Origin of the sequence: Pseudomonas sp. P7548, from assembly GCF_013386585.1 — a bacterium.
Taxonomy (GTDB): Bacteria; Pseudomonadota; Gammaproteobacteria; order Pseudomonadales; family Pseudomonadaceae; genus Aquipseudomonas.
The window spans coordinates 121361-142515 of the sequence record NZ_JACARO010000013.1; the positions used below are offsets into that span (position 1 = coordinate 121361).

Sequence of the window (21155 nt, forward strand, 5' to 3'; positions counted from 1 at the left end):
TCATGTACTCGCTCCAGCATAGATAACTAAATGTTTCTTGCAATGAAAGTACATGACGTGTACTTTTGTTTCCAGGCCACAGGAGAACCATCATGACCCTTGCGAAAACTGCCATTGCCTCATTCGACGTCGACGCCCAGAAGAGCTTCACGCCCCTGTGCCCCAACGAGTTGCCGGTGGCCGGCGGTGACCAGATTGGTGCCGAACTCAACTACATGGCCAGCCTGGCCGGCCACCGCGTCGGCAGCAAGGACGCCCACACCCCGCACGCGCCTTGGGTGGTGTCGCAACACAGCGACATGCTGCAAGCCACTGGCCTGGCCCACGCCGACGTGACCTGGGTGAGCCACTGCGTACCGGGCACCGAGGGTTTCACCTTGCTCGACGAGCTGCCCACGCCCTATGAGTACGACTACTTCATCTGGAAAGGCGTCGAACCCGACCTGCACCCCTATGGCGCCTGCTACCACGACCTGCACGACAAACTCTCCACTGGCGTCATCGAGTACCTCAACGCCAAAGGCGTGAGTCGGGTGATCGTCGGCGGCCTGGCCCTGGACTACTGCGTCAAGACCACCGCGTTGCAACTGCTCAAGGCGGGCTTCGAGGTGATCCTGCACCTGCCGGCCTGCCGGGGTATCAGCGAGGAGGGCGGTGTGCAGGCCGTCAACGATTTGCTCAAGGCCGGTGCCGTCATCAGCAGCACCCGCGAAGAACTGGCCGCGATGGCCACGCGTTAAGGAGACACACCATGGAAAGTGCCTACGACTACGAAGCCCCGGTGATCCAGGGTTTGCTCGACACCGACTACTACACCTTCACCATGATGCAGGCCGTGTTGCACCAGCACCCGAACGTCGATGTCGAGTACAACTTCATCGTCCGGTCCAAGGAAAAACTCGGCCACCTGATCCCCGAACTGCGCGCCGAGCTGGAGAGGATGGCCGGCCTGCACATGCGCGAAGGCGAGCTGCGTTTTCTGTTCAACCCACGTTTTCGCGAATACCTCACCCCAGACTACGAGCGTTTCCTCGGCCTGTTCCGCTTCAACCTGCGTTACATCCACGTCAGTGAAGTCGACGGCCAACTCAACATCCGCGTGGTCGGACCGATGCTGCACTGCATCATGTTCGAGCAGCCGGTGCTGGCCCTGGTGAGCGAGCTGCGCAACCGCGACAAGTACCCCGACGTGACCCTGGAAGACGTCACCCGCAAGCTCTACCAGAAGTTCGACTGGCTGCAGAAAAACCTCAGCCGCGACGAGTTGGCCGACCTGCGTGTTTCCGATTTCTCCACACGCCGGCGCTTGTCGTTCAAGGCCCAACGTGAAGTGGTCGACATCATGCGCCGTGACTTCCCCGGCCAATTCGTCGGCACCAGCAACGCGCACCTGGCCTATGAATTCGACCTGCCGCTGATCGGCACCATGGCCCACCAATGGCTGATGGTGCACCAGCAACTGGGGCGCTTGCGCGAAAGTCAGAACGCCGCGCTGGAAAACTGGGTGCGTGAATACCGTGGCCGCCTGGGCATTGCCCTGACCGACTGCATCAGCACCGACTTTTTCCTCAAGGACTTCGACCTGTACTTCGCCAAGCTGTATGACGGCCTGCGCCAGGACTCCGGCGACCCCATCGCCTGGGCCGATAAGGTATTGGCCCGCTACAAGCAGCTGGGCATCGACCCGATGACCAAGGACCTGATGTTTTCCGACGGCCTGAACTTCGAAAAATGCCTGCCGATCCTGCGTCACGTGCGCGGCAAGGCCAAGTTCGGCTTCGGCATGGGCACCAGCCTGGCCTGCGATGTGGAAGGCGTGGAACCGTTGAGCATCGTGATGAAACTGGTGCGGGTGCACGGCGAGCCGGTGGTGAAGTTCTCGGATGATCCGGTCAAGAACGTCTGCGAAGACGCCTCGTTTTTGCAGTACGCAGCACAGGTGTTCAATGTGGGCAATGTGGAGGTGTGACATGCAAGACCGTATCGCACAGGAACTGAACATCAATCGGCAGTTGGTCAAAGGCGGTGAAGCCAAGGAAATTCAACGGCGCATCGACTTCATCAAGGCCACCTTGCGCAGTTCGGGCGGCAAGGCCCTGGTGCTGGGTATCAGCGGCGGCGTCGATTCCCTCACCGCTGGCCGCCTGTGCCAACTGGCCGCCGAGCAATTGCGCAGCGAAGGGTATGCCGCGCACTTCATCGCCATGCGCCTGCCCTACAAGACCCAGGCCGACGAGCGCGACGCCCAGGCTTCCCTGGGTTTCATCACCCCGGACCATATCGATACCCTGAACATCGCCGCCAGTGTCGACGGCCTGATGGCCAGCCTCACCGCCAGCGAAGCCAGCGCGGCCCATGTCGACTTCATCAAAGGCAACGTCAAGGCCCGTGCGCGGATGATCGCCCAGTACGCCGTGGCCAACCTGCACAACGGCCTGGTGGTCGGCACCGACCACGGCGCCGAAGCCTTGATGGGGTTCTTCACCAAATTCGGTGACGGTGCTTGTGACCTGGCGCCACTGTCGGGCCTGACCAAGACCCAGGTGCGCCTGCTGGCCACGGCCCTGGGGGCGCCGGACAACCTGGTGCACAAACACCCCACCGCCGACCTGGAAGAGCTGGTGCCGGGCAAGCTGGATGAACATGCCTATGGTTGCTCGTATGCCGAGATCGACGCGTACCTCATGGGCGAACCGGTGAGCGAGCGGGTACGCCACGTCGTGGAGCAAGCCTACCTGAAGACCGCCCACAAACGCGCGCTACCCATCACCCCCCTGTAGGCGCCGGCTTGCCGGCGATAATCGCAACGGCGCCGCGTCACCGTTAACGAGCATCGCAGGCAAGCTCCCACAGGGGTCAGCGTTCGATCGAGCGGCTCCACCGCGCATTCCATTCCGGCCGCGCCAGGTTCACTTTGTCCCAGTCGATCGAAATCGCCGTCTGCAAGTAACCCTGCATCGCTTCCACCCGCGCGCGGGTTTTGTCGGTGGTCGGTGTGGTCGGGTTCGACGGGATCTGGTCGCCTTCCTCCAGCGCCGGCGCCTGGGCTTCGGCGGTCAGTAGGAAGGCGGCGAGTTTCTGCGCCAGTTCCGGCTGGTCGTTGCGCGCAATCACGCATTCGGCCACGTTCAGCACCACCGCGCCTTCCTTGGGTTGCGCATATTCCATCGGCACACCCAGCAGTTGCTGAGTGGTGACCTGGGTCGGCGTGAGCGGGAAGATCGCCGCTTCGTCGGTTTGCACCATTTCGGAGATCTTCGCCGAGCTGGCAATGTATTCCAGCACATTCGGCCCGATGGTTTTTGGCCAGGCCTTGAAGCCCGGCTCCACGTTCGTTTCGTCGCCGCCCTGGATACGGTTGAACATCAGGAAACCGTGCAAGCCGAAGGTGGACGACGCCAGGGACTGGAACACCACTTTGTCCTTGAAGCGCGGGTCGGCCAGGTCCATCCATGAGGTCGGCGCTGCCCAGCCTTTTTCCTTGAACATCTTCGCGTTGTAGCCAAGGCCCGTCACGCCGAGGGTCACGGCCACGGCCTCTTCCTTGATCTTCGCTTTGGCCGGGATCTGGTCGAGAGTCGGGTTCGGCGTGAGCTTGTCGCACAGGCCCATGGAGATGGCGCGGTACATGATGCCGTCGTCAAGGAACATCACGTGCATCTGCGGGTTATCTTTGTTGGCCTGGACCTTGGCGAGGATGTCCGACGAGGTGCCGGGCACGATCACCACCTTGACGTTGTTGGCCTTCTCGAATGCGGGCAGCACCTTGTCGGCGTACACCCGTTCCATGGTGCCGCCGTTCATGCCCAGGTACAGCGTGGGCGCGGCATGGGCGGTAGAGGCGAGCAGGGCGAGGGACAAGCAGGACAGCGCAATACGTGGGTTCATGGATGTTTTTCCTCTCAGGCTTGGAAACGACGGATGGAAAACGCTTCGATGGGTTGCCGGCTGGCCCCGGTGCAGACGATCTCTGCCAGGGCTTCACCGACGGCGGGGCCGAGCTGGAACCCGGCGCCGGCAAAGCCGAAACCGTGGAGCAGGCCGGGTTGGGTGCTGCTGGGGCCGATCACCGGTTCATGATCGGGGAGGTAACCTTCGGTGCCGCTCCAGGTGCGGATCGCCTGGGCACCTTTGAGAAACGGGTACAGCTCGCCGGCATTGCGCAAAATCTCCAGCACCGCCGCTTGCCCCGGTCGGGCCTGCTGCGGGCCGAGGGCAAAGCCACGACCGCCGCCGAGGATGCAATTGCCCCGGGCGACCTGCCGCGCATAAATGCCGCCGCCTTCCACGCCGGTGCTCACGTCCATCACCACCGGCAACGGCTCGGTCACCAGCATGGCCGGGTGCGCCGAGGTGATCGGCACCGGCTCGCCAAACTGTTCGGCCACGGTGCCCGCCCAGGCGCCGGCGCAATTCAACAGCCACGGCGCTTGCAACTGCAGGCCATTGGCGCACCTCACCTGGAACTGGCGGCCGTCGTGTTCGATGCGGACCACTTCGGCCTGCTCGTACACCGTGGCGCCGCAGCGTTGCGCCGCACGGGCGAAGGCCGGCGACACCAGGCGCGGGTTGGCGTGGCCGTCTTCCGGGCACAACGACGCGCCCACGGCGATATCGCCCACCCACGGGAAACGTGCGCGCAGCTCGGTGTAGTCGAGCAGCTGCAAGCCCAGGCCAAAGCCCCGGGTCTGCTCGGCGTAGGCCTGCAAGGCGGCGAAATCGGCATGGCTGCGCGCCAGCTTCAAATGCCCGGAGCGCACGTATTCGCCGTCGATGCCGATCAGCCCCGGCAAGTCTGCCCACAGTTCATGGGCGCGTTGCGACAACGGCAGCTGATGCAACGGCCGCCCTTGACGCCGCACGCCGCCATAGTTGACGCCGCTGGAGTGGGAGCCGCAAAAGTCTCGCTCCACCAGCGCGACACGTTGGCCTTTTTGCGCCAGGGTCAAGGCCGCCGAGGCGCCGACGATCCCGCCGCCCAGTACGATCACGTCGATCATGGCTGCACCTCCACGCCAAACGGCAGGGGCTTGATCGGTGCCTGGCCACGCAACCGGCCGACCTCCTCAATGCCCCGGCCACTGCGTTCGGCCACGATCTCTGCGGCCGCCAAGCCGCACATGCGCCCTTGGCAGCGGCCCATGCCGACGCGGCAGTGAGCCTTGACCCGGTTGATCTCCCAATGGCCTTCATCCACCACCGCGCGCACGTCGCCGACACTGACTTCTTCGCAGCGGCACAGGATCAACGCATCCGGCGCCTGCGCCGCCCACTGTTCGGGGAAGGGGAACGCGGTTTCCAGGCCATGGCGAAAGCGCTGGATACCGGCCAGTTGTTGTTCGAGCACGGCGGTGCGGCGCTGATTAATTGCGATACCCGAATCTTCCAGCACCGCCAATGCCGCTCGCTCGCCCGCCATCTGTGCGGCATCGGCGCCCATGATTCCTGCGCCGTCGCCCGCCAGATACACCCCATTAACGCTGCTGCGTCCCGCGCTGTCGCGTTGCGGCAACCAAGCGCGGTTCAGGGCATTCCAGGTGAATTCACAACCGAGCAAGTCCGCCAGTTGCGTCTCGCTGCGCAGGGCATGGGCGAAGGCCACCGCATCGCATTCCAGGGTGCGCGAACCCCAGCGAATCCCAGTGACCCGTTGCTCACCGTCAATCTGCGCAAGCGTGACGCCCTGGTGCACCGGAATGCCGTGGGCGCTGAGCCATGCGCGGTAATACATGCCCTTGGCCAAGGTTGCCGGTTGCCCGAGCAGCGCAGGCAAGGCACGGCACTGCGCGCTGAACGGCGCACTGTCGAGCACCGCCACCACCTGGGCGCCGGCCTTGGCGTATTGGTAAGCCACCAGATACAGCAACGGCCCGCTGCCACAAAACGCCACGCGCTCGCCGATGGCGCAGCCCTGGTACTTCAGGGCGATCTGCGCCGCGCCCAGGCTGTACACGCCGGGCAGGGTCCAGCCCGGCACCGGCAGGATGCGGTCGGTGGCACCCGTGGCGACGATGAGCTGCGCATACTCAATGCTTTCGGCATGGCCGTTATTGAGCAGGTCCAGTCGGCCATCCTCGGCATTCCACACCAGGGTTTCCGGGCGGTAGTCGATCAAGGGCGCCAGTTCGTCCATCGTGCGGTGCACAGCCTCGGCCTTGCCCGCTTCAAAGCCGTAGAGTTGCTTGGCCGAGCGCTGGAAATTCGCCGGTTGGCGACGATAGATCTGCCCGCCGCCACGCACGCTTTCATCCACCAGGCACGCTTTGATGCCATGGTCGAGCAAGGTGCGTGCCGCGCTGATGCCGGCCGGGCCTGCGCCCACAATTACCACCGGCTTCATGGCTTGCGCCCCGGGTCGCGGCTGATCGCCTGGCCGGCTTCCAGCAGGGTCGAGCACGCACGCACGCGCCGGCCATCGGCAAGCCGTACCCAGCAATCCTGGCAGGCGCCCATCAGGCAGAAACCGGCGCGCCGTTCGGCACTGAAATCGCTGCCGCGCAGGTGCTCGGCGCAGGTCAGCACGGCGGTGAGTACGGTGTCACCGAGCAGGCCGGTCGCCGGTTGTCCGTCAAGGGTAAAGGTCAGGGCAGGGCGCCCTGTCTCGGCCAAGCGTTTGAACAAAGCCATCAGTGTTTCCCCACCAGCACGCGGTCGAGGCCGTAGACCCGGTCCAGCAGGATCATGGTGGCGGCGGTCAGCGCAATCACCAGCGCGGAAACGGCGGCCATCATCGGGTCGATGGACTCGGTGGCGTACACGTACATGCGCACCGGCAGGGTTTGCGTGGCCGGCGAGCTGACAAAGATCGACAGCGTCACCTCATCGAAACTGTTGATGAACGCCAGCAACCAGCCGCCTGCCACACCCGGCAGGATCATCGGCAGGGTGATCTGGCGAAACAGCGTAAAGCGGCTGGCCCCGAGGGATTCGGCGGCCTGCTCGGCACTGCGATCAATGCCGATGGCCGCCGCCAGCACCAGGCGCAGCACGTAAGGGGTGATGATCACCACGTGGGCCAGCATCAACCAGGTGAAGCTGCCATTGACGCCCATCAGGGCGAACAGGCGCAGCATCGCCACGCCCAGCACCAGGTGCGGGATGATGATCGGCGACAGGAACAGGGCGCTGAAAAAATTGCGCCCTGGGAACTGATAACGGCTGATGGCCAAGGCGGCCGGCACGGCAATCAACGTTGCCAGGCTGGCGGCGGTAAAGGCCAGGATCAGACTGTTATAGAACGCCTGGATAAAGTCGGCGCGTTCGAACACCGCCCGGAACCAGCGCAGGGAGAAACCCGACGTGGGCAAGCTCAAGGTGTTTTCCGGGGTGAAGGCCACCAGGCACACCACCACCAGTGGCGCCATCATGAACAGCACCACCAGGCCGTGGAAGCCGAGGGCCAAAGGACCGTTTCTGGACATGCGCTTAAACCCCCAGGGACTTTTTGTAGCGGCGTTCGACCATGCGGTTCCAGCTCAGCATGATCAGCAGGTTGACCAACAGCAGCACCACCGCGATGGTCGCGCCCATGGGCCAGTTGAGTTCCGAGAGGTACTGGTCGTACACCACCGTGGCGACCATCTTCAGGCGACGCCCGCCGAGCAGGCCGGGGATCGCGAACGAACTGGCGGCCAGGCCGAACACGATCAAGGTGCCGGACAGCACACCGGGCATCACCTGCGGCAGCACGATCTTGCGCATCACCGTGGCCTGGCTCGCACCGAGGGACAACGCCGCCTGTTCGGCCGACGGGTCGAGCTTCTGCAAGGAGGTCCACACCGGGATGATCATGAACGGCAGCATCACGTGCACCAGTGCGATCACCACCGCGAAGGGCGTGTACAGCAGTTTCATCGGGCGCCCGCCCAGGGCCTGGATCACTTGGTTGACCAACCCGTCGGCGCCGAGCAACAGGCTCCAGCCGAAGGCCCGCACCACCACCGAGATCAACAGCGGCGTGAGGATCAGGATCAGGAAAATCGAGCGCCATGGGGTGCCCATGCGGCTGAGGATGTAGGCCTCGGGCAAGCCGATCACCACGCACAACAGGGTCACCAGCGCGCTGATCCAGAACGTGCGCCAGAAGATTTCGTAGAAGTACGCATCGCTGAACAGCGACAGGTAATGGGCCAGGGTCCATTCATCCGCCTTCACCCCCACTTGGTAGTCGAACACGTTGAACGACAGCACCAGGGTCATCAGCAGCGGCAACACCAGCAGCCCGGTGAACAGCGCCAGGGCCGGCAGCGACAACAGGTAGCCCCGGCTCATGCGCGCACCTCATCGGCGGCCAGCACGCGCAGCAGCTCTGCCTGCCAGTCCAGGCCTACGAGGGCGCCGCAGCCCAGCGGCGCGCTGCCGTCGTTGCTGCGCACCACGGTGATTTCGCCCAGCAGGGTGTGGATGCGGTACAGCCACTGGCTGCCGAAGAAGTAGCGGTCGAGGACCTTGCCCTGCAGGCGACCGTGACCTGGGTCCACCAGCTGGATTTTTTCCGGGCGCAGGCTGAGGGTCAGCTCGCCGTGGCCGCTTTCATGACGCACTTGCGGCACGCCCAGTTGGTCGAAGTCGCCGGGCAGCAGGTTGGCCTTGCCGACGAAGTCCGAAATGAACCGCGTGCGCGGGTGTTCGTACAGCTTGTAGGGCGCATCCACCTGGGTCACGCGTCCAGCCTGCATGACCACCACGCGGTCGCTGATGGACAGCGCCTCGGCCTGGTCATGGGTGACCATCAGGGTGGTGATGCCCACGGCGCACTGGATGCGGCGGATTTCAAATTGCATCTCTTCGCGCAGGTTGGCGTCGAGGTTGGACAGCGGTTCATCGAGCAGCAGCACCGGCGGCTCGATCACCAGGGCACGGGCCAGGGCCACGCGCTGGCGTTGGCCACCGGACAATTCCCGTGGGTAGCGTTCGGCGTGGGGCGCCAGGCGCACCAGTTCTAGCACGGTCTTGACCTTGGCGGCGATCTCGGCGGCGGGCACTTTGCGCATCTTCAGGCCGAAGGCGACGTTGTCGCGCACGCTCATGTGGGGGAACAGCGCGTAGCTCTGGAACACCACCCCCAGGCCACGGCTGGCGGGCTTGGCGTGGGTGATGTCGCGGCCGTCGAGCAGGATCTGCCCACCGCTCACGTCAACGAAGCCGGCGATCATTTGCAGGGTGGTGGTCTTGCCGCAGCCCGACGGGCCGAGCAGGGACACGAACTCGCCTTTTTCCACCGCAAGGTCGGTGGCGACCACCGCATCGACGGCGCCGTAGCGTTTGCTCAAGGCGTTGAGTTGGAGAAATGCCATGGTTGCGTTCCACCTTTTTTAAGTCGCGTCGACACGCGCTTTGTTGTTTTGGGCAGATGCGAAAAGAGTGTTGCGGGTGCGGTGGCGCTCGATCTTTAGTCGGCTGCCGGTTGTTGTTCATTTCGCCCCTGGTGGACGCAGATTAGGACGAAGACTAGGATGGGCGGAAGATGGAATTTCACTGAACGGACTACTATTTTCAGTTTTATTCACTCACCGGAATTTACTAAGAGATCTGTTGTTATGGATTCCAATGAACGAAACGAAAACGCCAAGGAAGTCGGTGTCGGTGGGGTGTCCCGGCTGTTCGCGCTGTTGCGTACCTTGGGTGAAGTACCGGAGGGCGGCGAGCGCGTGACGCAATTGGCGCAGCAAGTCGGCTTGTCCCAACCGACTACCCACCGCCTGCTGCGCAGCCTGATGGACGAAGGCATGGTCGAGCAGGACGCGCGCAGCAAGCGCTATCGCCTGAGCCTGGAGTTCTTCGCCCTGGCGGCCAATGCGGGCAAGACCGGCAACCTGCGTGACCTGGTGCGGCCGAGCATGTTGCGCCTCAGCGCATCGCTGGGGGACTCGCTGTTCCTGCTGGCGCGTTCGGGGTTTGACGCGATCTGCCTGGACCGCAGCGAAGGCCCGTACCCGATCCGCACCTTCACCGGCGATATCGGCGGGCGCGTGGCATTGGGCGTGGGGCAGGGCAGCCTGGCGATCCTGGCGTTTTTGCCGGAGGAAGAGCGCGAAACGGTGATCCGCTACAACCTGCCACGGCTCAAGGACTTCCATCTGTATGACGAGGTGTTGTTGCGTTCGGAGGTAGAGAACGTGCGCACCCTGGGTTATGCGGCGCGCAATACCGGCGTGCTGGAAGGCATGGCGGGGTTGGCAGTACCGATCCTCAACCGCGATGGCCACGCGGTGGCGGCCTTGAGTGTGGCGACCATCAGCGACCGGCTGGGGCCGAGCCGGTTGCCGATGGTGGTGGAGTTGCTCAAGCGCGAAGCGGCGGCAATCGGGCCAAGAATCAACCCCTTCGATCCCACACTGCGCCGGCCCTCACAAACCTTTGGCGGATAACGATTTCAGCCACGATGAGGATTAAAATGTGGGAGCGGGCTTGCTCGCGAATGCGGTGGGTCAGCCAAGGATATGTCAACGGATACTCCGTATTCGCGAGCAAGCCCGCTCCCACACAAGCCCCACACCCATTCAGATTGCAGCCAACGCGACTGACGTCGCTGCGGTGCGGGTCTCCACGCCGAGCTTCACATACACATGCTCCAGGTGCTTGTTCACCGTCCTCGGGCTCAACCCCAAAATGTCGCCGATATCCCGATTGGTCTTGCCACACGCCACCCAGCGCAGCACCTCGACTTCCCGTTCCGTCAGGGCAAACCGCGCCGACAACAAGCGGTGCGCCGGCTCATCCTCCAGCGTCAGCACACTCGGCTGCTGTGCCTCCCGCGCCGACAGCAAAATGCGCGAGGTGCGCAAATGCGCCGCCACCCGTGCCAGCACCTCGTCGGTCTGGATCGGCTTGGTCACGTAGTCGCTGCCACCTACCTCGAACCCCTGCACCACATGCTTGCTGTCGGTCAGCCCGGTCATGAACACCACCGGGATATCCGCGCTGGCCGGTTGGGCCTTGAGCCGGCGACAGGTTTCGAAACCGTCCAGGCCCGGCATCATCGCGTCGAGCAGGATCAGGTCCGGGCGGCGGCGCTGTACGCGGTTCAACGCGCTGAGGCCGTCGAGGGCCACCAGCACCATGTAGCCGGCATCGTCGAGAGCGTCGGACAGCATCGCCAGGTTGTCCGGCGTGTCATCGACGATCAGCACCACGCCAGGTTCAGTGCTGCGGGTGAGTGCATTCATCTACGGCCTCCTTGAGGGTTCGGTTGAGTTCATCCAGGCGAAAGCCCTTGAGCAAACCGCGCACTTTGCTGATGAAAGGCGCGGCGTCGGGGGTTTGTACGAGGATCGTGTCGAGTCGTTCGTGCAGGCCGCGCACATAGCCGATGGCGCTGAGTTCAGCGAGGGCGGCGAGGTCTTCGGGGCAGGGCAATACGCTGGGCGGCGAAGGTGGCACGCGGCTTTGGGTGCGCCGCAACCACTCCAGGCCCAGGTGCGTTTGCAGGCGCCCGAGCAGTTCCGGGGTGCGCACCGGCTTGGCCAGGTAGTCGTTGCAGGCGGCCGCGAGGCTGCGCTCGCGGTCGTCGGTAAAGGCATTGGCCGAGATCACGATGATCGGCGCGGTCGACAGCGCGTTGCGCCGGATCAGGCGGCTGGTCTCATAGCCGTCCAGCGTCGGCATCGACAGGTCCATCAGGATCAGGTCAGGGGCCAGCAGCGCCACCTGCCGGATCGCGTCCTGGCCGTTGCTGGCCTGGATCACTTCAAACCCCAGGGGCGTGAGCATGCCGCTGAGCACTTTGCGATGGTCCACGTGGTCATCCACCACCAGGATGCGCCGGCGTGAACCGAGATAGCCGATGATGTCGTGCTCCACATGCACCACCGCCTGCGGCGCGCGTACCTGGGACAGGAACAGCCGCACCTGGAAGCACGTGCCCTTGTCCCGTTCGCTGGTGACGCGCAACTCGCCGCCCATCAACGCGGTGAGCATGCGCGTGATGGTCAGCCCCAGGCCCACGCCCTTGTCCTGGCGCATCAGGTCGCCGCGCTCGAACGGCTGGAAAATCCGCTCCAGCTGCTCCGGGTCTATGCCGATGCCGGTGTCGATGATTTCAAAATTGGCGGTCTCGCGCCTGTAGCTCACCCGCAGGCACACCTCGCCGCTGTCGGTGAAGTTCACCGCATTACCGAGCAGGTTGATCAGGATCTGCCGCACGCGCTTCTCATCGCCGCGCACCACCGCCGGGATATTGCCCGCGCAATCCAGACGAAAGCGCAGGCCCTTGTCCTGGGCCTGGGGCGTGAACATCTGTTCCAGGTCGTGAAGCAGTTCCGGGAAGGGAATTTCGGTGAGTTCCAGGCGCAACTTGCCCGCCTCGATCTTGGCCACATCCAACAGCCCGTCGATCAGCGACACCAAGTGCGAGCCGCTGCGCAGGATGGTCGCCAGGGCGTCCTGATGCTGCTCGGGCATGGCGCTGTCGCGCTGCAGGATCTGGGTGAAACCGAGGATGCTGTTCAGCGGTGTGCGCAGTTCGTGGGACAGCCCGGTGACATAGCGGCTTTTGGCGGCATTCGCCGCTTCCGAAGCTTCCTTGGCCTGTTGCAGGGCCTGGTCGGTGAGGCTGTGGGCGTCGATTTCCTGCATCAGCAGCAGGGTCTGGCGGTCGGACTCCTGCTGGGCTACGCCACGGCTTTCACGGGTGAGCACCACCCACCAGGCGAGCACGGCGGCCAACACCGACAGGGTCAGGAAGGCCTTGAAGAACGCCTGATACAAGGTTTCCGAGTGGGGCAGCCCCTGGGCAGCCTGCACGTAGATCAGGGCCAGGGCGCCGGCGAGCATCAACACCAGCGCCAGCAGCAACCCAAGGTAATGGGCCAGGCGCGTGTGCAGGCGCGGCATCATCGTATTCGGCAGCAGCCAGCGCAGCACGCCTTCGAACTGGGTGACCAGGCGCGCGTGGGGTTTGCAGCGGTCGCCGCAGCGCGCATCCAGCGAGCAACACAACGAGCAGATCGGCGTGCTGTAGGCCGGGCAGAACGCCATGTCGGCGGTTTCGAACGGGTTGCTGCACAGCCCGCACACCGCGTGGGTGGCCGGCGCCACCGGGTGAATCAACTGCACATCGCTGGTGCGGGCGATGTAGTACTTGCCCCCGGTCAGCCAGGCCAGCAACGGCGCCATCACCAGCGCCGTGCCCAGCGCGACAAAGGGTGGCGCCGCCTGGGCCAGGGCACCGAACAGGCCGAAGTGGGCGAGGATCGACAGCAACGACGCGATCAGCATCGAACCGACGCCTACCGGGTTGATGTCGTAGAGGTGCGCGCGCTTGAACTCGATATGCTTGGGCGACAGGCCCAGGGGCTTGTTGATCACCAGGTCCGCCACCAGCGTGCCGATCCAGGCAATCGCGACATTGGCGTAGAGCCCCAGCACCTGGTCGATCACATCGAACACGCCCAGCTCCATCAGCATCAGCGCGATGGCCACGTTGAACACCAGCCACACCACGCGGCCGGGGTGGCTGTGGGTGACGCGGGCGAAGAAGTTGGACCAGGCCAGGGAGCCGGCGTAGGCGTTGGTCAGGTTGATCTTCATCTGCGAGATGAACACGAACAGCACCATGGCGCCGAGGGCCCATTCTGGCGAGCTGAACACATAGCGGAAGGCGACCAGGTACATCTGGGTCGGCTCGGCGGCGCGTTCCATGGGGATTTCGTGTTGCAGGGCGAGAAAGGCCAGGAACGCCCCGGCGAACATCTTCAACGCGCCCGGGATGATCCAGCCGGGGCCGGCGCAGAGCAGGGCGGCCCACCAGCGCTTACGGTTGGCGGCGGTTTTTTCCGGCAGGAAGCGCAGGTAGTCCACCTGTTCGCCGATCTGCGTCACCAGGGACAGCGCCACGGTGCATGCGGCGCAGAACGCCAGCAGGTTGAACCCGCCCCCTTCGCCGCTGCGCCCGACAAAGCTGGTCCAGTCGCTGAAGGCGTCGGGGTTTTTCCACCAAACAAAGCCGTAGGGCAGCACCAGCAACAACAGCCAGAGGGGCTGCGTCCACAGTTGCAGGCGGCTGATCAGGGTCACGCCGTAGGCCACCAAGGGGATCACCAGCAATGAACAGATCACATAGGCAATCGCCAGCGGGATGTGGAAATACAGCTCCAGCGCCAGCGCCATGATCGCCGCTTCGAGGGCGAAGAACAGGAAGGTAAAGCTGGCGTAGATCAGCGAGGTGATGGTGGAACCGATGTAGCCGAAACCGGCGCCACGGGTGAGCAGGTCCATGTCCACGCCGTAGCGCGCGGCGTAATAACTGATGGGCAGGCCAGTGAGGAAAATCACCAGGCTGATGGCCAGGATCGCCCAGAAGGTGTTGGTGAACCCATAACTCAAGGCCAAGACGCCGCCGATGGCCTCCAGCGCCAGGAACGACACCGCGCCCAGGGCGGTGTTGGCGATGCGCAGCTCCGACCATTTGCGAAAGGACTTGGGGGTGTAGCGCAGGGCGTAGTCTTCCATGGTCTCGTCGGCGACCCAGGTGTTGTAGTCGCGGCGGATCTTGACGATGCGCTGGGTGCCGGGAGGGGGATGCACGGTGGGGGACTCCGCAAAGAAGGCTAAATCGAATGAGCAAGTTCCATGCCCCGACGAACACTGAGGTCCAAATGTGGGAGCGGGCTTGCTCGCGAATGCGGTAGGTCAGCTTGAACATCAGTGACTGATACGCCGCATTCGCGAGCAAGCCCGCTCCCACATTTGGATCTCTAGTGTTCGAGGGAGCGCGATCCTGCGCGAAAATGGTGCGCAGCGGCATACGTCAAATGACGTACCCGCTTACGTCAGGCTGCGTATACCCGCGCTGGCCCCCTGCCGCCATGCTGGACCCCTCATTGCAGAGGAGTCGCCCCATGGCACACCGATTGATCCGCTCCACACCGCTGTTGGCCTTGTCATTGCTGGCGGCCGCTCTGTTCAGCCAGGGCGTGCTGGCCGATAACGAAGGCCTGGCCGTGACCCCTACCGAAGTCACCGTCGGTCAGTTGCACTCGGCCACCGGCACCATGGCCATCTCCGAAACCGGTTCGATCCAGGCCGAGCGCCTGGCCATCGAGCAGATCAACGCCTCGGGCGGGATCCTCGGCCGGCAGATCAAGGTGATCCAGGAAGACGGCGCGTCCGACTGGCCGACCTTCGCCGAGAAAGCCAAAAAGCTGCTGGTCAACGACAAGGTCGCCGCCGTGTTCGGCTGTTGGACCTCGGCGTCGCGCAAAGCGGTGCTGCCGATCTTCGAGAAAGAAAACGGTTTGCTCTACTACCCGACCTTCTACGAAGGCCTGGAGCAGTCGAAAAACGTGATCTACACCGGGCAGGAAGCCACCCAGCAGATCCTCGCCAGCCTCGACTGGATCGCCAAGACCAAAGGCGCCAAGACTTTCTACCTGGTGGGCTCGGACTACATCTGGCCGCGTACCTCGATGAAGATCGCGCGCAAGCACATTGAAAACGTGCTGCACGGCACCGTGGTCGGCGAAGATTACTACCCACTGGGCAACACCCAGTTCGGCTCGCTGATCAACAAGGTCAAGCTGAAGAAGCCGGATGTGGTGTTTGCAGCGGTGGTGGGCGGCTCCAACGTGGCCTTCTACAAACAGCTCAACGCGGCCGGCGTGAACGCGTCCAAGCAGACCTTGCTGACGTTGTCGGTCACCGAAGACGAACTGCTCGGCATCGGCGGCGAAAACATGGCCGGTTTCTATGCCTCGATGAAGTACTTCCAGAGCCTGGACAACCCGAACAACAAAGCCTTCGTCGAAGCGTTCAAGGCCAAGTATGGCAAGGACGCGGTGATCGGCGATGTGACCCAGGCCGCCTACCTCGGCCCATGGCTGTGGAAAGCCGCGGTGGAGAAGGCCGGCAGTTTCGACGTGGATAAGGTCGTCGCTGCATCCCCGGGCATCGAACTGAAAACCGCGCCGGAAGGCTACGTGAAGATCCACGAGAACCATCACCTGTGGAGCAAGTCGCGCATTGGCGAAGTGCAGCCCAACGGCCAGTTCAAGGTGATCTACGAGTCGGATCTGATCGAGCCGAACCCGTTCCCCAAAGGCTACCAATAACCCTGCGCAACACACCGATCCACTTGTGGGAACGGGCTTTGTGTGGGAGCTGGCTTGCCTGCGATTGCATCACCTCTGTGTCACCGAAAGACCCAGGTGTCTGCATCGCAGGCAAGCCAGCTCCCACATAAATCAACAGCAGACCGCATTTCAATTATCACCTGGTTCTCAGGAGACCATCATCATGGAATGGCTATCGGAATTTGGAGCCATCGCGGCAATGCAGGGGTTCAACGGCTTGTCCGTGTTCTGCGTGCTGTTGCTGATGGCATTGGGGCTGGCGATCATCTTTGGTCAGATGGGCGTGATCAACATGGCCCACGGCGAGTTCCTGACCATCGGCGCCTACACCACCTACGTGTGTTCCAGCCTCACCGCGCATTTTGCGCCAAGCTTCCAACCCTATTACTTCTTCTTTGCCATCGCCCTGTCGTTCCTCGTTGCCGGCGCCATCGGCTGGCTGGTGGAGTGGGCGATGATCAGCCGCTTGTACAAGCGCCCGCTGGACACCTTGCTGGCGACCTGGGGCCTGTCCCTGGTGATGCAGCAAACCTTTCGCTCGGTGTTTGGCGCCCGTGAAGTCAGCGCCGAACCGCCCGCGTGGCTGATGGGTTCGGTGAACTTCACCGACGCCATCGAGATCCCGCGCAACGGCCTGTTCATGATGGGCCTGACCCTGCTGCTGACCGGTGCGATCTTCATCATGCTCTACCGCTCGCGCTGGGGCTTGCAGGTGCGCGCCACGGTGCAGAACCGCCTGATGAGCCGGGCGGTGGGGATCAATACGCGCAAGGTCGACCGCATGACCTTCGCCCTGGGCTGCGGCGTGGCCGGGGTGGCGGGCGCGGCGTTCACCACCATTGGCTCCACAGGGCCCACGGCGGGTTCGCAGTACATCGTCGACACCTTCCTGGTGGTGGTGTTCGGCGGTGCGCAGAGCCTGTTCGGCACCATCGCCTCGGCGTTCGTGATTGCCCAGACCCAATCGCTGTCGGAGTTTTTCCTCAGTGGCTCGATGGCCAAGGTACTCACCTTGTCCTCGGTGATCCTGATCCTGATGCTGCGCCCGCAAGGGTTGTTCTCCATCAAAGTGCGCAAGTAGAGGCGAGCAGATGAAGGCTTTAGACAAGCTGCTGGGCGGCCAGCAAAACCTGATCGGCATCGTGCTGCTGGCGCTGTTGATCCTGGTGGTATTCCCCCTGACCCTGGACGCGTTCCGCCTGAACATGGTCGGCAAATACCTGACCTATGCGTTCGTTGCGGTGGGCCTGGTGTTGTGCTGGGGCTACGGCGGCATTCTCAGCCTGGGGCAGGGCGTGTTCTTTGGCGTCGGCGGCTACTGCATGGCGATGTTCCTCAAGCTGGAGGCATCGGACCCGGAGAGCACCAAGATCCAGTCCACCCCCGGCATCCCGGACTTCATGGACTGGAACCAGATCACCGAACTGCCGCTGTTGTGGCAGCCGTTCCACAGTTTCAGCTTTACCCTGGTGGCGGTGATCGCCGTGCCGGTCTTGCTGGCGTTCGTGATCGGCCTGGCGTTGTTCAAACGGCGGGTGGGGGATGTGTATTTCTCCATCGTCACCCAGGCAATTGCACTGATCCTCACCGTGCTGATCGTCGGCCAGCAAGGCCTGACCGGCGGGGTTAACGGCATCACCGACCTCAAGACCCTACTGGGTTGGGACCTGCGCACCGACAGCGCCAAGTTGATCCTGTACTTCATCAACGCGGGCTTGCTGTTTGGCTGCATCTTCATTGGCCGTTTCATCCTCGCGTCCAAGCTCGGCCGGTTGCTGATGGCGATGCGCGACAAGGAAGAGCGCGTGCGTTTTTCCGGCTATGACGTGGCCAGCTTCAAGATCTTCGTGTTCTGCGTGGCCGCTGCGTTCTCGGCGATTGGCGGGGCCATGTTTGCCTTGCAGGTGGGCTTCATGTCGCCGTCGTTCGTGGGCATCGTGCCGTCGATCGAGATGGTGATCTTTGCCGCCGTGGGCGGGCGCATGTCGCTGCTGGGCGCGGTGTATGGCGCGTTGCTGGTGAACTATGGCAAGACCTACTTTTCCGAGTCGTTCCCCGAACTGTGGCTGTACCTGATGGGCGGGCTGTTCATTGCCGTGGTCATGTACTTCCCCAACGGCCTGGCCGGGTTGTGGGAAAGCCATGGCCGCCAGGCATTGGCCAAACTGCTGCGGCGCACACCGGTGGCGAAAGCCCCGGTCAAAGCCAAGGCCAACACCAAAATCCTGGAGACCCAGCCATGACTGCCGTCGGTTTTGAGATGAAAAAACCGGTGCTGGCCATCGAAGGCCTCACCGTGTCGTTCGACGGCTTCAAGGCCGTCGATAACCTCAACCTGTATATCGACCGCAATGAAGTGCGCGTGGTGATCGGCCCCAACGGCGCCGGCAAGACCACCGTGCTCGACCTGATTTGCGGCAAGACCCGCGCCACCAGCGGCAGCATCCAGTTCGACGGGCAGGAACTGACCAAAATGCGCGAATACAACATCGTGCGTGCAGGCGTGGGGCGCAAGTTCCAGAACCCGTCGATCTACGAAAACCTCACGGTGTTCGAGAACCTCGAGATGTCCTACCCGGCCGGGCGCAAGGTGTGGGGCGCGCTGTTCTTCAAGCGCAACGCCCAGGTGATCGCCCGGGTGGAGGAGGTGGCGCGGGAGATCTTCCTCGGCGACTTGCTGCAACAGCAGGCCGATCTGTTGTCCCACGGGCAAAAGCAGTGGCTGGAGATCGGCATGCTGCTGATGCAAGACCCCGAGCTGCTGATGCTCGACGAGCCCGTGGCGGGCATGAGTGTCAACGAACGTGCGCAGACCGCCGAGTTGCTCAACCGCATCAGCCAGGGCCGTTCGGTGCTGGTGATCGAGCACGACATGGAGTTCGTCAAAAGCATCGCCCACAAGGTCACGGTGCTGCACCAGGGCAAGGTGCTGGCCGAGGGCAGCATGGAGTCGGTTCAAAGCAACCCTAAAGTCATCGAAGTGTATTTGGGCCACTGAGGAAGCAGGCATGTTCAAGATCGACCAGTTGTCCTGCGGCTACGGGCAGAGCCAGATCCTCCACGACCTGGACCTGAACGTGGCCAAGCGCGAGATTGTCGCGGTAATGGGCCGCAACGGCATGGGCAAGACCACCTTGTTCAAGAGCCTGATGGGCATCCTGCCGCAATGGAAAGGCCAGGTGAGTGTGGACGGGCACGATGTGTCGGCGCTGGAAACCCACGAGCGGGTGGAGCGGGGCATCGCCTATGTGCCCCAGGGCCGCATGATTTTCCCGAGCATGACCGTGCTGGAAAACATCCAGACCGGCCTGCCGGCCTCGGCACGGGGCAAGGTGCCGGAGGATCTGTATGCGTTGTTTCCGGTGCTGCACGACATGCAGTCGCGTAAGGGCGGCAACCTGTCCGGTGGGCAGCAACAGCAGCTGGCAATCGCCCGCGCGCTGGCGACCAACCCCAAGGTGTTGTTGCTCGATGAACCGACGGAGGGCATCCAGCCGTCGATCATCAAGGACATCGCCCGCACCTTGAAGGAGATCCGCAACTTGCGGGACCTGACTATCGTGGTGTCCGAGCAGGTGCTGTCCTTCACCCTGGAAATTGCCGACCGCTTCCTCGTCATCGAGAAGGGCCGCTTCGTGATCGAAGAGACCCGCGACCGCGTGGACGAGGCGACCATCAGCCGCTACCTGTCCGTCTGACCCACCACCCACCTTTATTGCTGGTGGGTTGGACCTGTAGGAGCCGGCTTGCCGGCTCCTACAGGGGGGATAGGAATTAGCCGTCAGGGTCAGGTGAATTGTGCTGCAACGTTCGACCACAGGCTTACCCGACGCCCCCTGGCTTCAAAAAACGCGATCTCGCGCTTGATCCCCCCACTCAATTCCCACCCCGGCAGGTCCAGCACGATCAGCTCGTCGAGCAATTCCATGAACACCGCATCCACCGGCGCCCATAGCTTGCCGATGGCTGCGTTGTCCTTGCCCACGAACGCCTGGTTGATCGGGTGGGACATCGACACCTGGCTGAACACGGCATGACCCGCCTCGATAATCCCGGCCGCGACCGTGTTGCAGGCGATAAACCGTTCCTCGACCACGGCCGCGTCGGCGTGGCTGTAAGGGCAGGCGAGAAAAATCTTGCGCATAAATACCTCTGTTTTTTTTGATGAATGAATAAAAAGTTGTGGTTTATCTGTTGAATTGGTGACCGAATCCACTTAATTTTGCCGTCACCTCAACACCGACACGGAGATCGCCATGCGCCCCAACGAGCGCCGCCAGCACATCCTTGAACTGCTTCGCCAGCGCGAGCGCATCTCCGTCGACGAACTGGCCCGTACCCTCAGCGCCTCCCAGGAAACCATCCGCCGCGACCTGGCGGACCTCGCCGATAGCGGCCAGGTCACCAAGTTCCATGGCGGGGCCTCGTTGCCGCCCCGGGGCGAACACGAGAACGCGTTTCAGACCCGCATGAACGAGTTCTCCCAGGAAAAACGCGCAGTGGCGCGCTATGCCGCCGGCCTGTATTCGCCGGGGGACAGCCTGCTGATCGATACCGGCACCACCACCTTGTTTTTCGCCCGCGAACTGGCACGGCTCAACCGCATCACGGTAATCACCAATTCCCTGCAGATCGCCGACAGCATCGGTGCCAGTGGCAACCGGGTGTTCATGATCGGTGGCGAGTACCGCCCCGAATCCAACCAGAACAGCGGGCCCCTGGCGTTGGAGCAGATCGCCCGTTTCAACGCCGAGCACGCGGTGGTCACCATCGGTGCCCTGAGCGTGGACGGTGCGTTCGACTTCTCCATCGAAGAGGCCGAGATCGCCCGTGCGATGATTGCCCGGGCGCGCTACCTCACGGTGATCGCCGACTCGTCCAAGCTCGGCCGCAGTGCGTTGTTCCAGGTGTTTCCCCTGGAACGCATCGACCGCTTGATCATCGATCGCAAGCCGGTGGGCGAGCTGGGCAGTGCGTTGGCGCGGGCCAATGTGGACGTGCATGAGGCGCAGGTCACTCCGAAAACCGATTGGTAAACCCCCGGCTGCCCAGGGGCAGCCGAGGAATCGCGCGCAGCCGGATGCC

At 63.2% G+C, this 21155-nt stretch carries 20 protein-coding genes; 10 read left to right on the top strand and 10 right to left on the bottom strand.

Annotation, left to right across the window (positions count from 1 at the left end; genetic code table 11):
* Positions 1–92 precede the first annotated feature (92 nt).
* Genes HX803_RS06790 through nadE form a run of 3 tightly spaced genes read left to right on the top strand, consistent with a single transcriptional unit; the run spans position 93 to position 2780 of the window.
* Positions 93–740 carry a nicotinamidase gene (locus HX803_RS06790; RefSeq protein WP_178919736.1) on the top strand — a complete coding sequence of 216 codons (648 nt, stop codon included), beginning with the start codon at positions 93–95 and terminating at the stop codon, positions 738–740.
* Positions 741–751: 11 nt separating this feature from the next.
* Positions 752–1969 carry a nicotinate phosphoribosyltransferase gene (pncB, locus tag HX803_RS06795; RefSeq protein ID WP_178919737.1) on the top strand — a complete coding sequence of 406 codons (1218 nt, stop codon included), beginning with the start codon at positions 752–754 and terminating at the stop codon, positions 1967–1969.
* A 1-nt stretch (position 1970) separates the two neighbouring features.
* Positions 1971–2780, top strand: coding sequence for an ammonia-dependent NAD(+) synthetase (nadE, locus tag HX803_RS06800; protein ID WP_178919738.1), 810 nt, complete (start codon positions 1971–1973; stop codon positions 2778–2780).
* A 76-nt stretch (positions 2781–2856) separates the two neighbouring features.
* On the opposite strand, the gene HX803_RS06805 is transcribed toward nadE, so the two are convergent.
* From HX803_RS06805 to HX803_RS06835, 7 genes are read right to left on the bottom strand one after another with little or no spacing between them, the layout of a single operon-like run.
* Positions 2857–3888 carry an ABC transporter substrate-binding protein gene (locus HX803_RS06805; protein WP_178919739.1) on the bottom strand — a complete coding sequence of 344 codons (1032 nt, stop codon included), beginning with the start codon at positions 3886–3888 and terminating at the stop codon, positions 2857–2859.
* Positions 3889–3902: 14 nt separating this feature from the next.
* On the bottom strand, positions 3903–5000 hold the full coding sequence (locus HX803_RS06810) for an FAD-binding oxidoreductase (protein WP_178919740.1): 1098 nt from the start codon (positions 4998–5000) through the stop codon (positions 3903–3905).
* Positions 4997–6340 carry an NAD(P)/FAD-dependent oxidoreductase gene (locus HX803_RS06815; protein WP_178919741.1) on the bottom strand — a complete coding sequence of 448 codons (1344 nt, stop codon included), beginning with the start codon at positions 6338–6340 and terminating at the stop codon, positions 4997–4999. The genes HX803_RS06810 and HX803_RS06815 overlap by 4 nt, the downstream gene beginning before the upstream one ends.
* On the bottom strand, positions 6337–6627 hold the full coding sequence (locus HX803_RS06820) for a (2Fe-2S)-binding protein (protein ID WP_178919742.1): 291 nt from the start codon (positions 6625–6627) through the stop codon (positions 6337–6339). Before HX803_RS06820 ends, HX803_RS06815 begins: the two co-directional genes overlap by 4 nt.
* On the bottom strand, positions 6627–7421 hold the full coding sequence (locus HX803_RS06825; RefSeq protein WP_016974527.1) for an ABC transporter permease: 795 nt from the start codon (positions 7419–7421) through the stop codon (positions 6627–6629). The genes HX803_RS06820 and HX803_RS06825 overlap by 1 nt, the downstream gene beginning before the upstream one ends.
* Positions 7422–7425: 4 nt before the next feature.
* Complete coding sequence (locus HX803_RS06830) at positions 7426–8271, bottom strand: ABC transporter permease (RefSeq protein ID WP_178919743.1); 846 nt, start codon at positions 8269–8271, stop codon at positions 7426–7428.
* Positions 8268–9296, bottom strand: coding sequence for an ABC transporter ATP-binding protein (locus HX803_RS06835; protein ID WP_178919744.1), 1029 nt, complete (start codon positions 9294–9296; stop codon positions 8268–8270). The genes HX803_RS06830 and HX803_RS06835 overlap by 4 nt, the downstream gene beginning before the upstream one ends.
* A gap of 243 nt (positions 9297–9539) precedes the next feature.
* On the opposite strand from HX803_RS06835, the gene HX803_RS06840 reads away from it, so the two are divergent.
* Entirely contained in the window at positions 9540–10370 is an 831-nt protein-coding gene (locus HX803_RS06840; protein WP_178919745.1) for an IclR family transcriptional regulator, read from the top strand.
* A 132-nt stretch (positions 10371–10502) separates the two neighbouring features.
* On the opposite strand, the gene HX803_RS06845 is transcribed toward HX803_RS06840, so the two are convergent.
* Positions 10503–11168, bottom strand: coding sequence for a response regulator (locus HX803_RS06845; RefSeq protein WP_178919746.1), 666 nt, complete (start codon positions 11166–11168; stop codon positions 10503–10505).
* Entirely contained in the window at positions 11143–14526 is a 3384-nt protein-coding gene (locus HX803_RS06850; RefSeq protein ID WP_178919747.1) for an ATP-binding protein, read from the bottom strand. The genes HX803_RS06845 and HX803_RS06850 overlap by 26 nt, the downstream gene beginning before the upstream one ends.
* A 314-nt stretch (positions 14527–14840) precedes the next feature.
* Between HX803_RS06850 and urtA the strand changes: the two genes are divergently transcribed.
* From urtA to urtE, 5 genes are all read left to right on the top strand, one after another.
* Complete coding sequence (gene urtA, locus HX803_RS06855; protein ID WP_178919748.1) at positions 14841–16049, top strand: urea ABC transporter substrate-binding protein; 1209 nt, start codon at positions 14841–14843, stop codon at positions 16047–16049.
* Between the two features lie 184 nt (positions 16050–16233).
* Positions 16234–17151: an urea ABC transporter permease subunit UrtB gene (gene urtB / locus HX803_RS06860; RefSeq protein WP_176996539.1), complete on the top strand. Its 918-nt coding sequence runs from the start codon at positions 16234–16236 to the stop codon at positions 17149–17151.
* A 10-nt stretch (positions 17152–17161) separates the two neighbouring features.
* Positions 17162–18313, top strand: a complete 1152-nt coding sequence (urtC, locus tag HX803_RS06865) for an urea ABC transporter permease subunit UrtC (RefSeq protein ID WP_178919749.1) — start codon at positions 17162–17164, stop codon at positions 18311–18313.
* Positions 18310–19068, top strand: a complete 759-nt coding sequence (gene urtD / locus HX803_RS06870; RefSeq protein WP_025855702.1) for an urea ABC transporter ATP-binding protein UrtD — start codon at positions 18310–18312, stop codon at positions 19066–19068. The genes urtC and urtD overlap by 4 nt, the downstream gene beginning before the upstream one ends.
* 10 nt (positions 19069–19078) lie before the next feature.
* Positions 19079–19768, top strand: coding sequence for an urea ABC transporter ATP-binding subunit UrtE (gene urtE / locus HX803_RS06875; RefSeq protein WP_138815132.1), 690 nt, complete (start codon positions 19079–19081; stop codon positions 19766–19768).
* Positions 19769–19857: 89 nt separating this feature from the next.
* Here the strand turns inward: urtE and HX803_RS06880 are convergent, their stop codons facing one another.
* A complete protein-coding gene (locus HX803_RS06880; protein ID WP_178919750.1) occupies positions 19858–20214 on the bottom strand; it encodes a DUF1937 family protein in 357 nt (118 codons plus the stop codon).
* A 112-nt stretch (positions 20215–20326) separates the two neighbouring features.
* Here HX803_RS06880 and HX803_RS06885 point away from each other — a divergent pair, with 112 nt between their 5' ends.
* Positions 20327–21106 (top strand): DeoR/GlpR family DNA-binding transcription regulator, encoded by a 780-nt coding sequence (locus HX803_RS06885; protein ID WP_176996535.1) that lies wholly within the window; start codon positions 20327–20329, stop codon positions 21104–21106.
* Positions 21107–21155: the final 49 nt, after the last annotated feature.

Coding starts and splice junctions, on each gene's coding strand:
- HX803_RS06790 (WP_178919736.1), top strand. CDS start 93: ATGACCCTTGCGAAAACTGCCATTGCCTCATTCGACGTCGACGCCCAG.
- pncB (WP_178919737.1), top strand. CDS start 752: ATGGAAAGTGCCTACGACTACGAAGCCCCGGTGATCCAGGGTTTGCTC.
- nadE (WP_178919738.1), top strand. CDS start 1,971: ATGCAAGACCGTATCGCACAGGAACTGAACATCAATCGGCAGTTGGTC.
- HX803_RS06805 (WP_178919739.1), bottom strand. CDS start 3,888: ATGAACCCACGTATTGCGCTGTCCTGCTTGTCCCTCGCCCTGCTCGCC.
- HX803_RS06810 (WP_178919740.1), bottom strand. CDS start 5,000: ATGATCGACGTGATCGTACTGGGCGGCGGGATCGTCGGCGCCTCGGCG.
- HX803_RS06815 (WP_178919741.1), bottom strand. CDS start 6,340: ATGAAGCCGGTGGTAATTGTGGGCGCAGGCCCGGCCGGCATCAGCGCG.
- HX803_RS06820 (WP_178919742.1), bottom strand. CDS start 6,627: ATGGCTTTGTTCAAACGCTTGGCCGAGACAGGGCGCCCTGCCCTGACC.
- HX803_RS06825 (WP_016974527.1), bottom strand. CDS start 7,421: ATGTCCAGAAACGGTCCTTTGGCCCTCGGCTTCCACGGCCTGGTGGTG.
- HX803_RS06830 (WP_178919743.1), bottom strand. CDS start 8,271: ATGAGCCGGGGCTACCTGTTGTCGCTGCCGGCCCTGGCGCTGTTCACC.
- HX803_RS06835 (WP_178919744.1), bottom strand. CDS start 9,296: ATGGCATTTCTCCAACTCAACGCCTTGAGCAAACGCTACGGCGCCGTC.
- HX803_RS06840 (WP_178919745.1), top strand. CDS start 9,540: ATGGATTCCAATGAACGAAACGAAAACGCCAAGGAAGTCGGTGTCGGT.
- HX803_RS06845 (WP_178919746.1), bottom strand. CDS start 11,168: ATGAATGCACTCACCCGCAGCACTGAACCTGGCGTGGTGCTGATCGTC.
- urtA (WP_178919748.1), top strand. CDS start 14,841: ATGGCACACCGATTGATCCGCTCCACACCGCTGTTGGCCTTGTCATTG.
- urtB (WP_176996539.1), top strand. CDS start 16,234: ATGGAATGGCTATCGGAATTTGGAGCCATCGCGGCAATGCAGGGGTTC.
- urtC (WP_178919749.1), top strand. CDS start 17,162: ATGAAGGCTTTAGACAAGCTGCTGGGCGGCCAGCAAAACCTGATCGGC.
- urtD (WP_025855702.1), top strand. CDS start 18,310: ATGACTGCCGTCGGTTTTGAGATGAAAAAACCGGTGCTGGCCATCGAA.
- urtE (WP_138815132.1), top strand. CDS start 19,079: ATGTTCAAGATCGACCAGTTGTCCTGCGGCTACGGGCAGAGCCAGATC.
- HX803_RS06880 (WP_178919750.1), bottom strand. CDS start 20,214: ATGCGCAAGATTTTTCTCGCCTGCCCTTACAGCCACGCCGACGCGGCC.
- HX803_RS06885 (WP_176996535.1), top strand. CDS start 20,327: ATGCGCCCCAACGAGCGCCGCCAGCACATCCTTGAACTGCTTCGCCAG.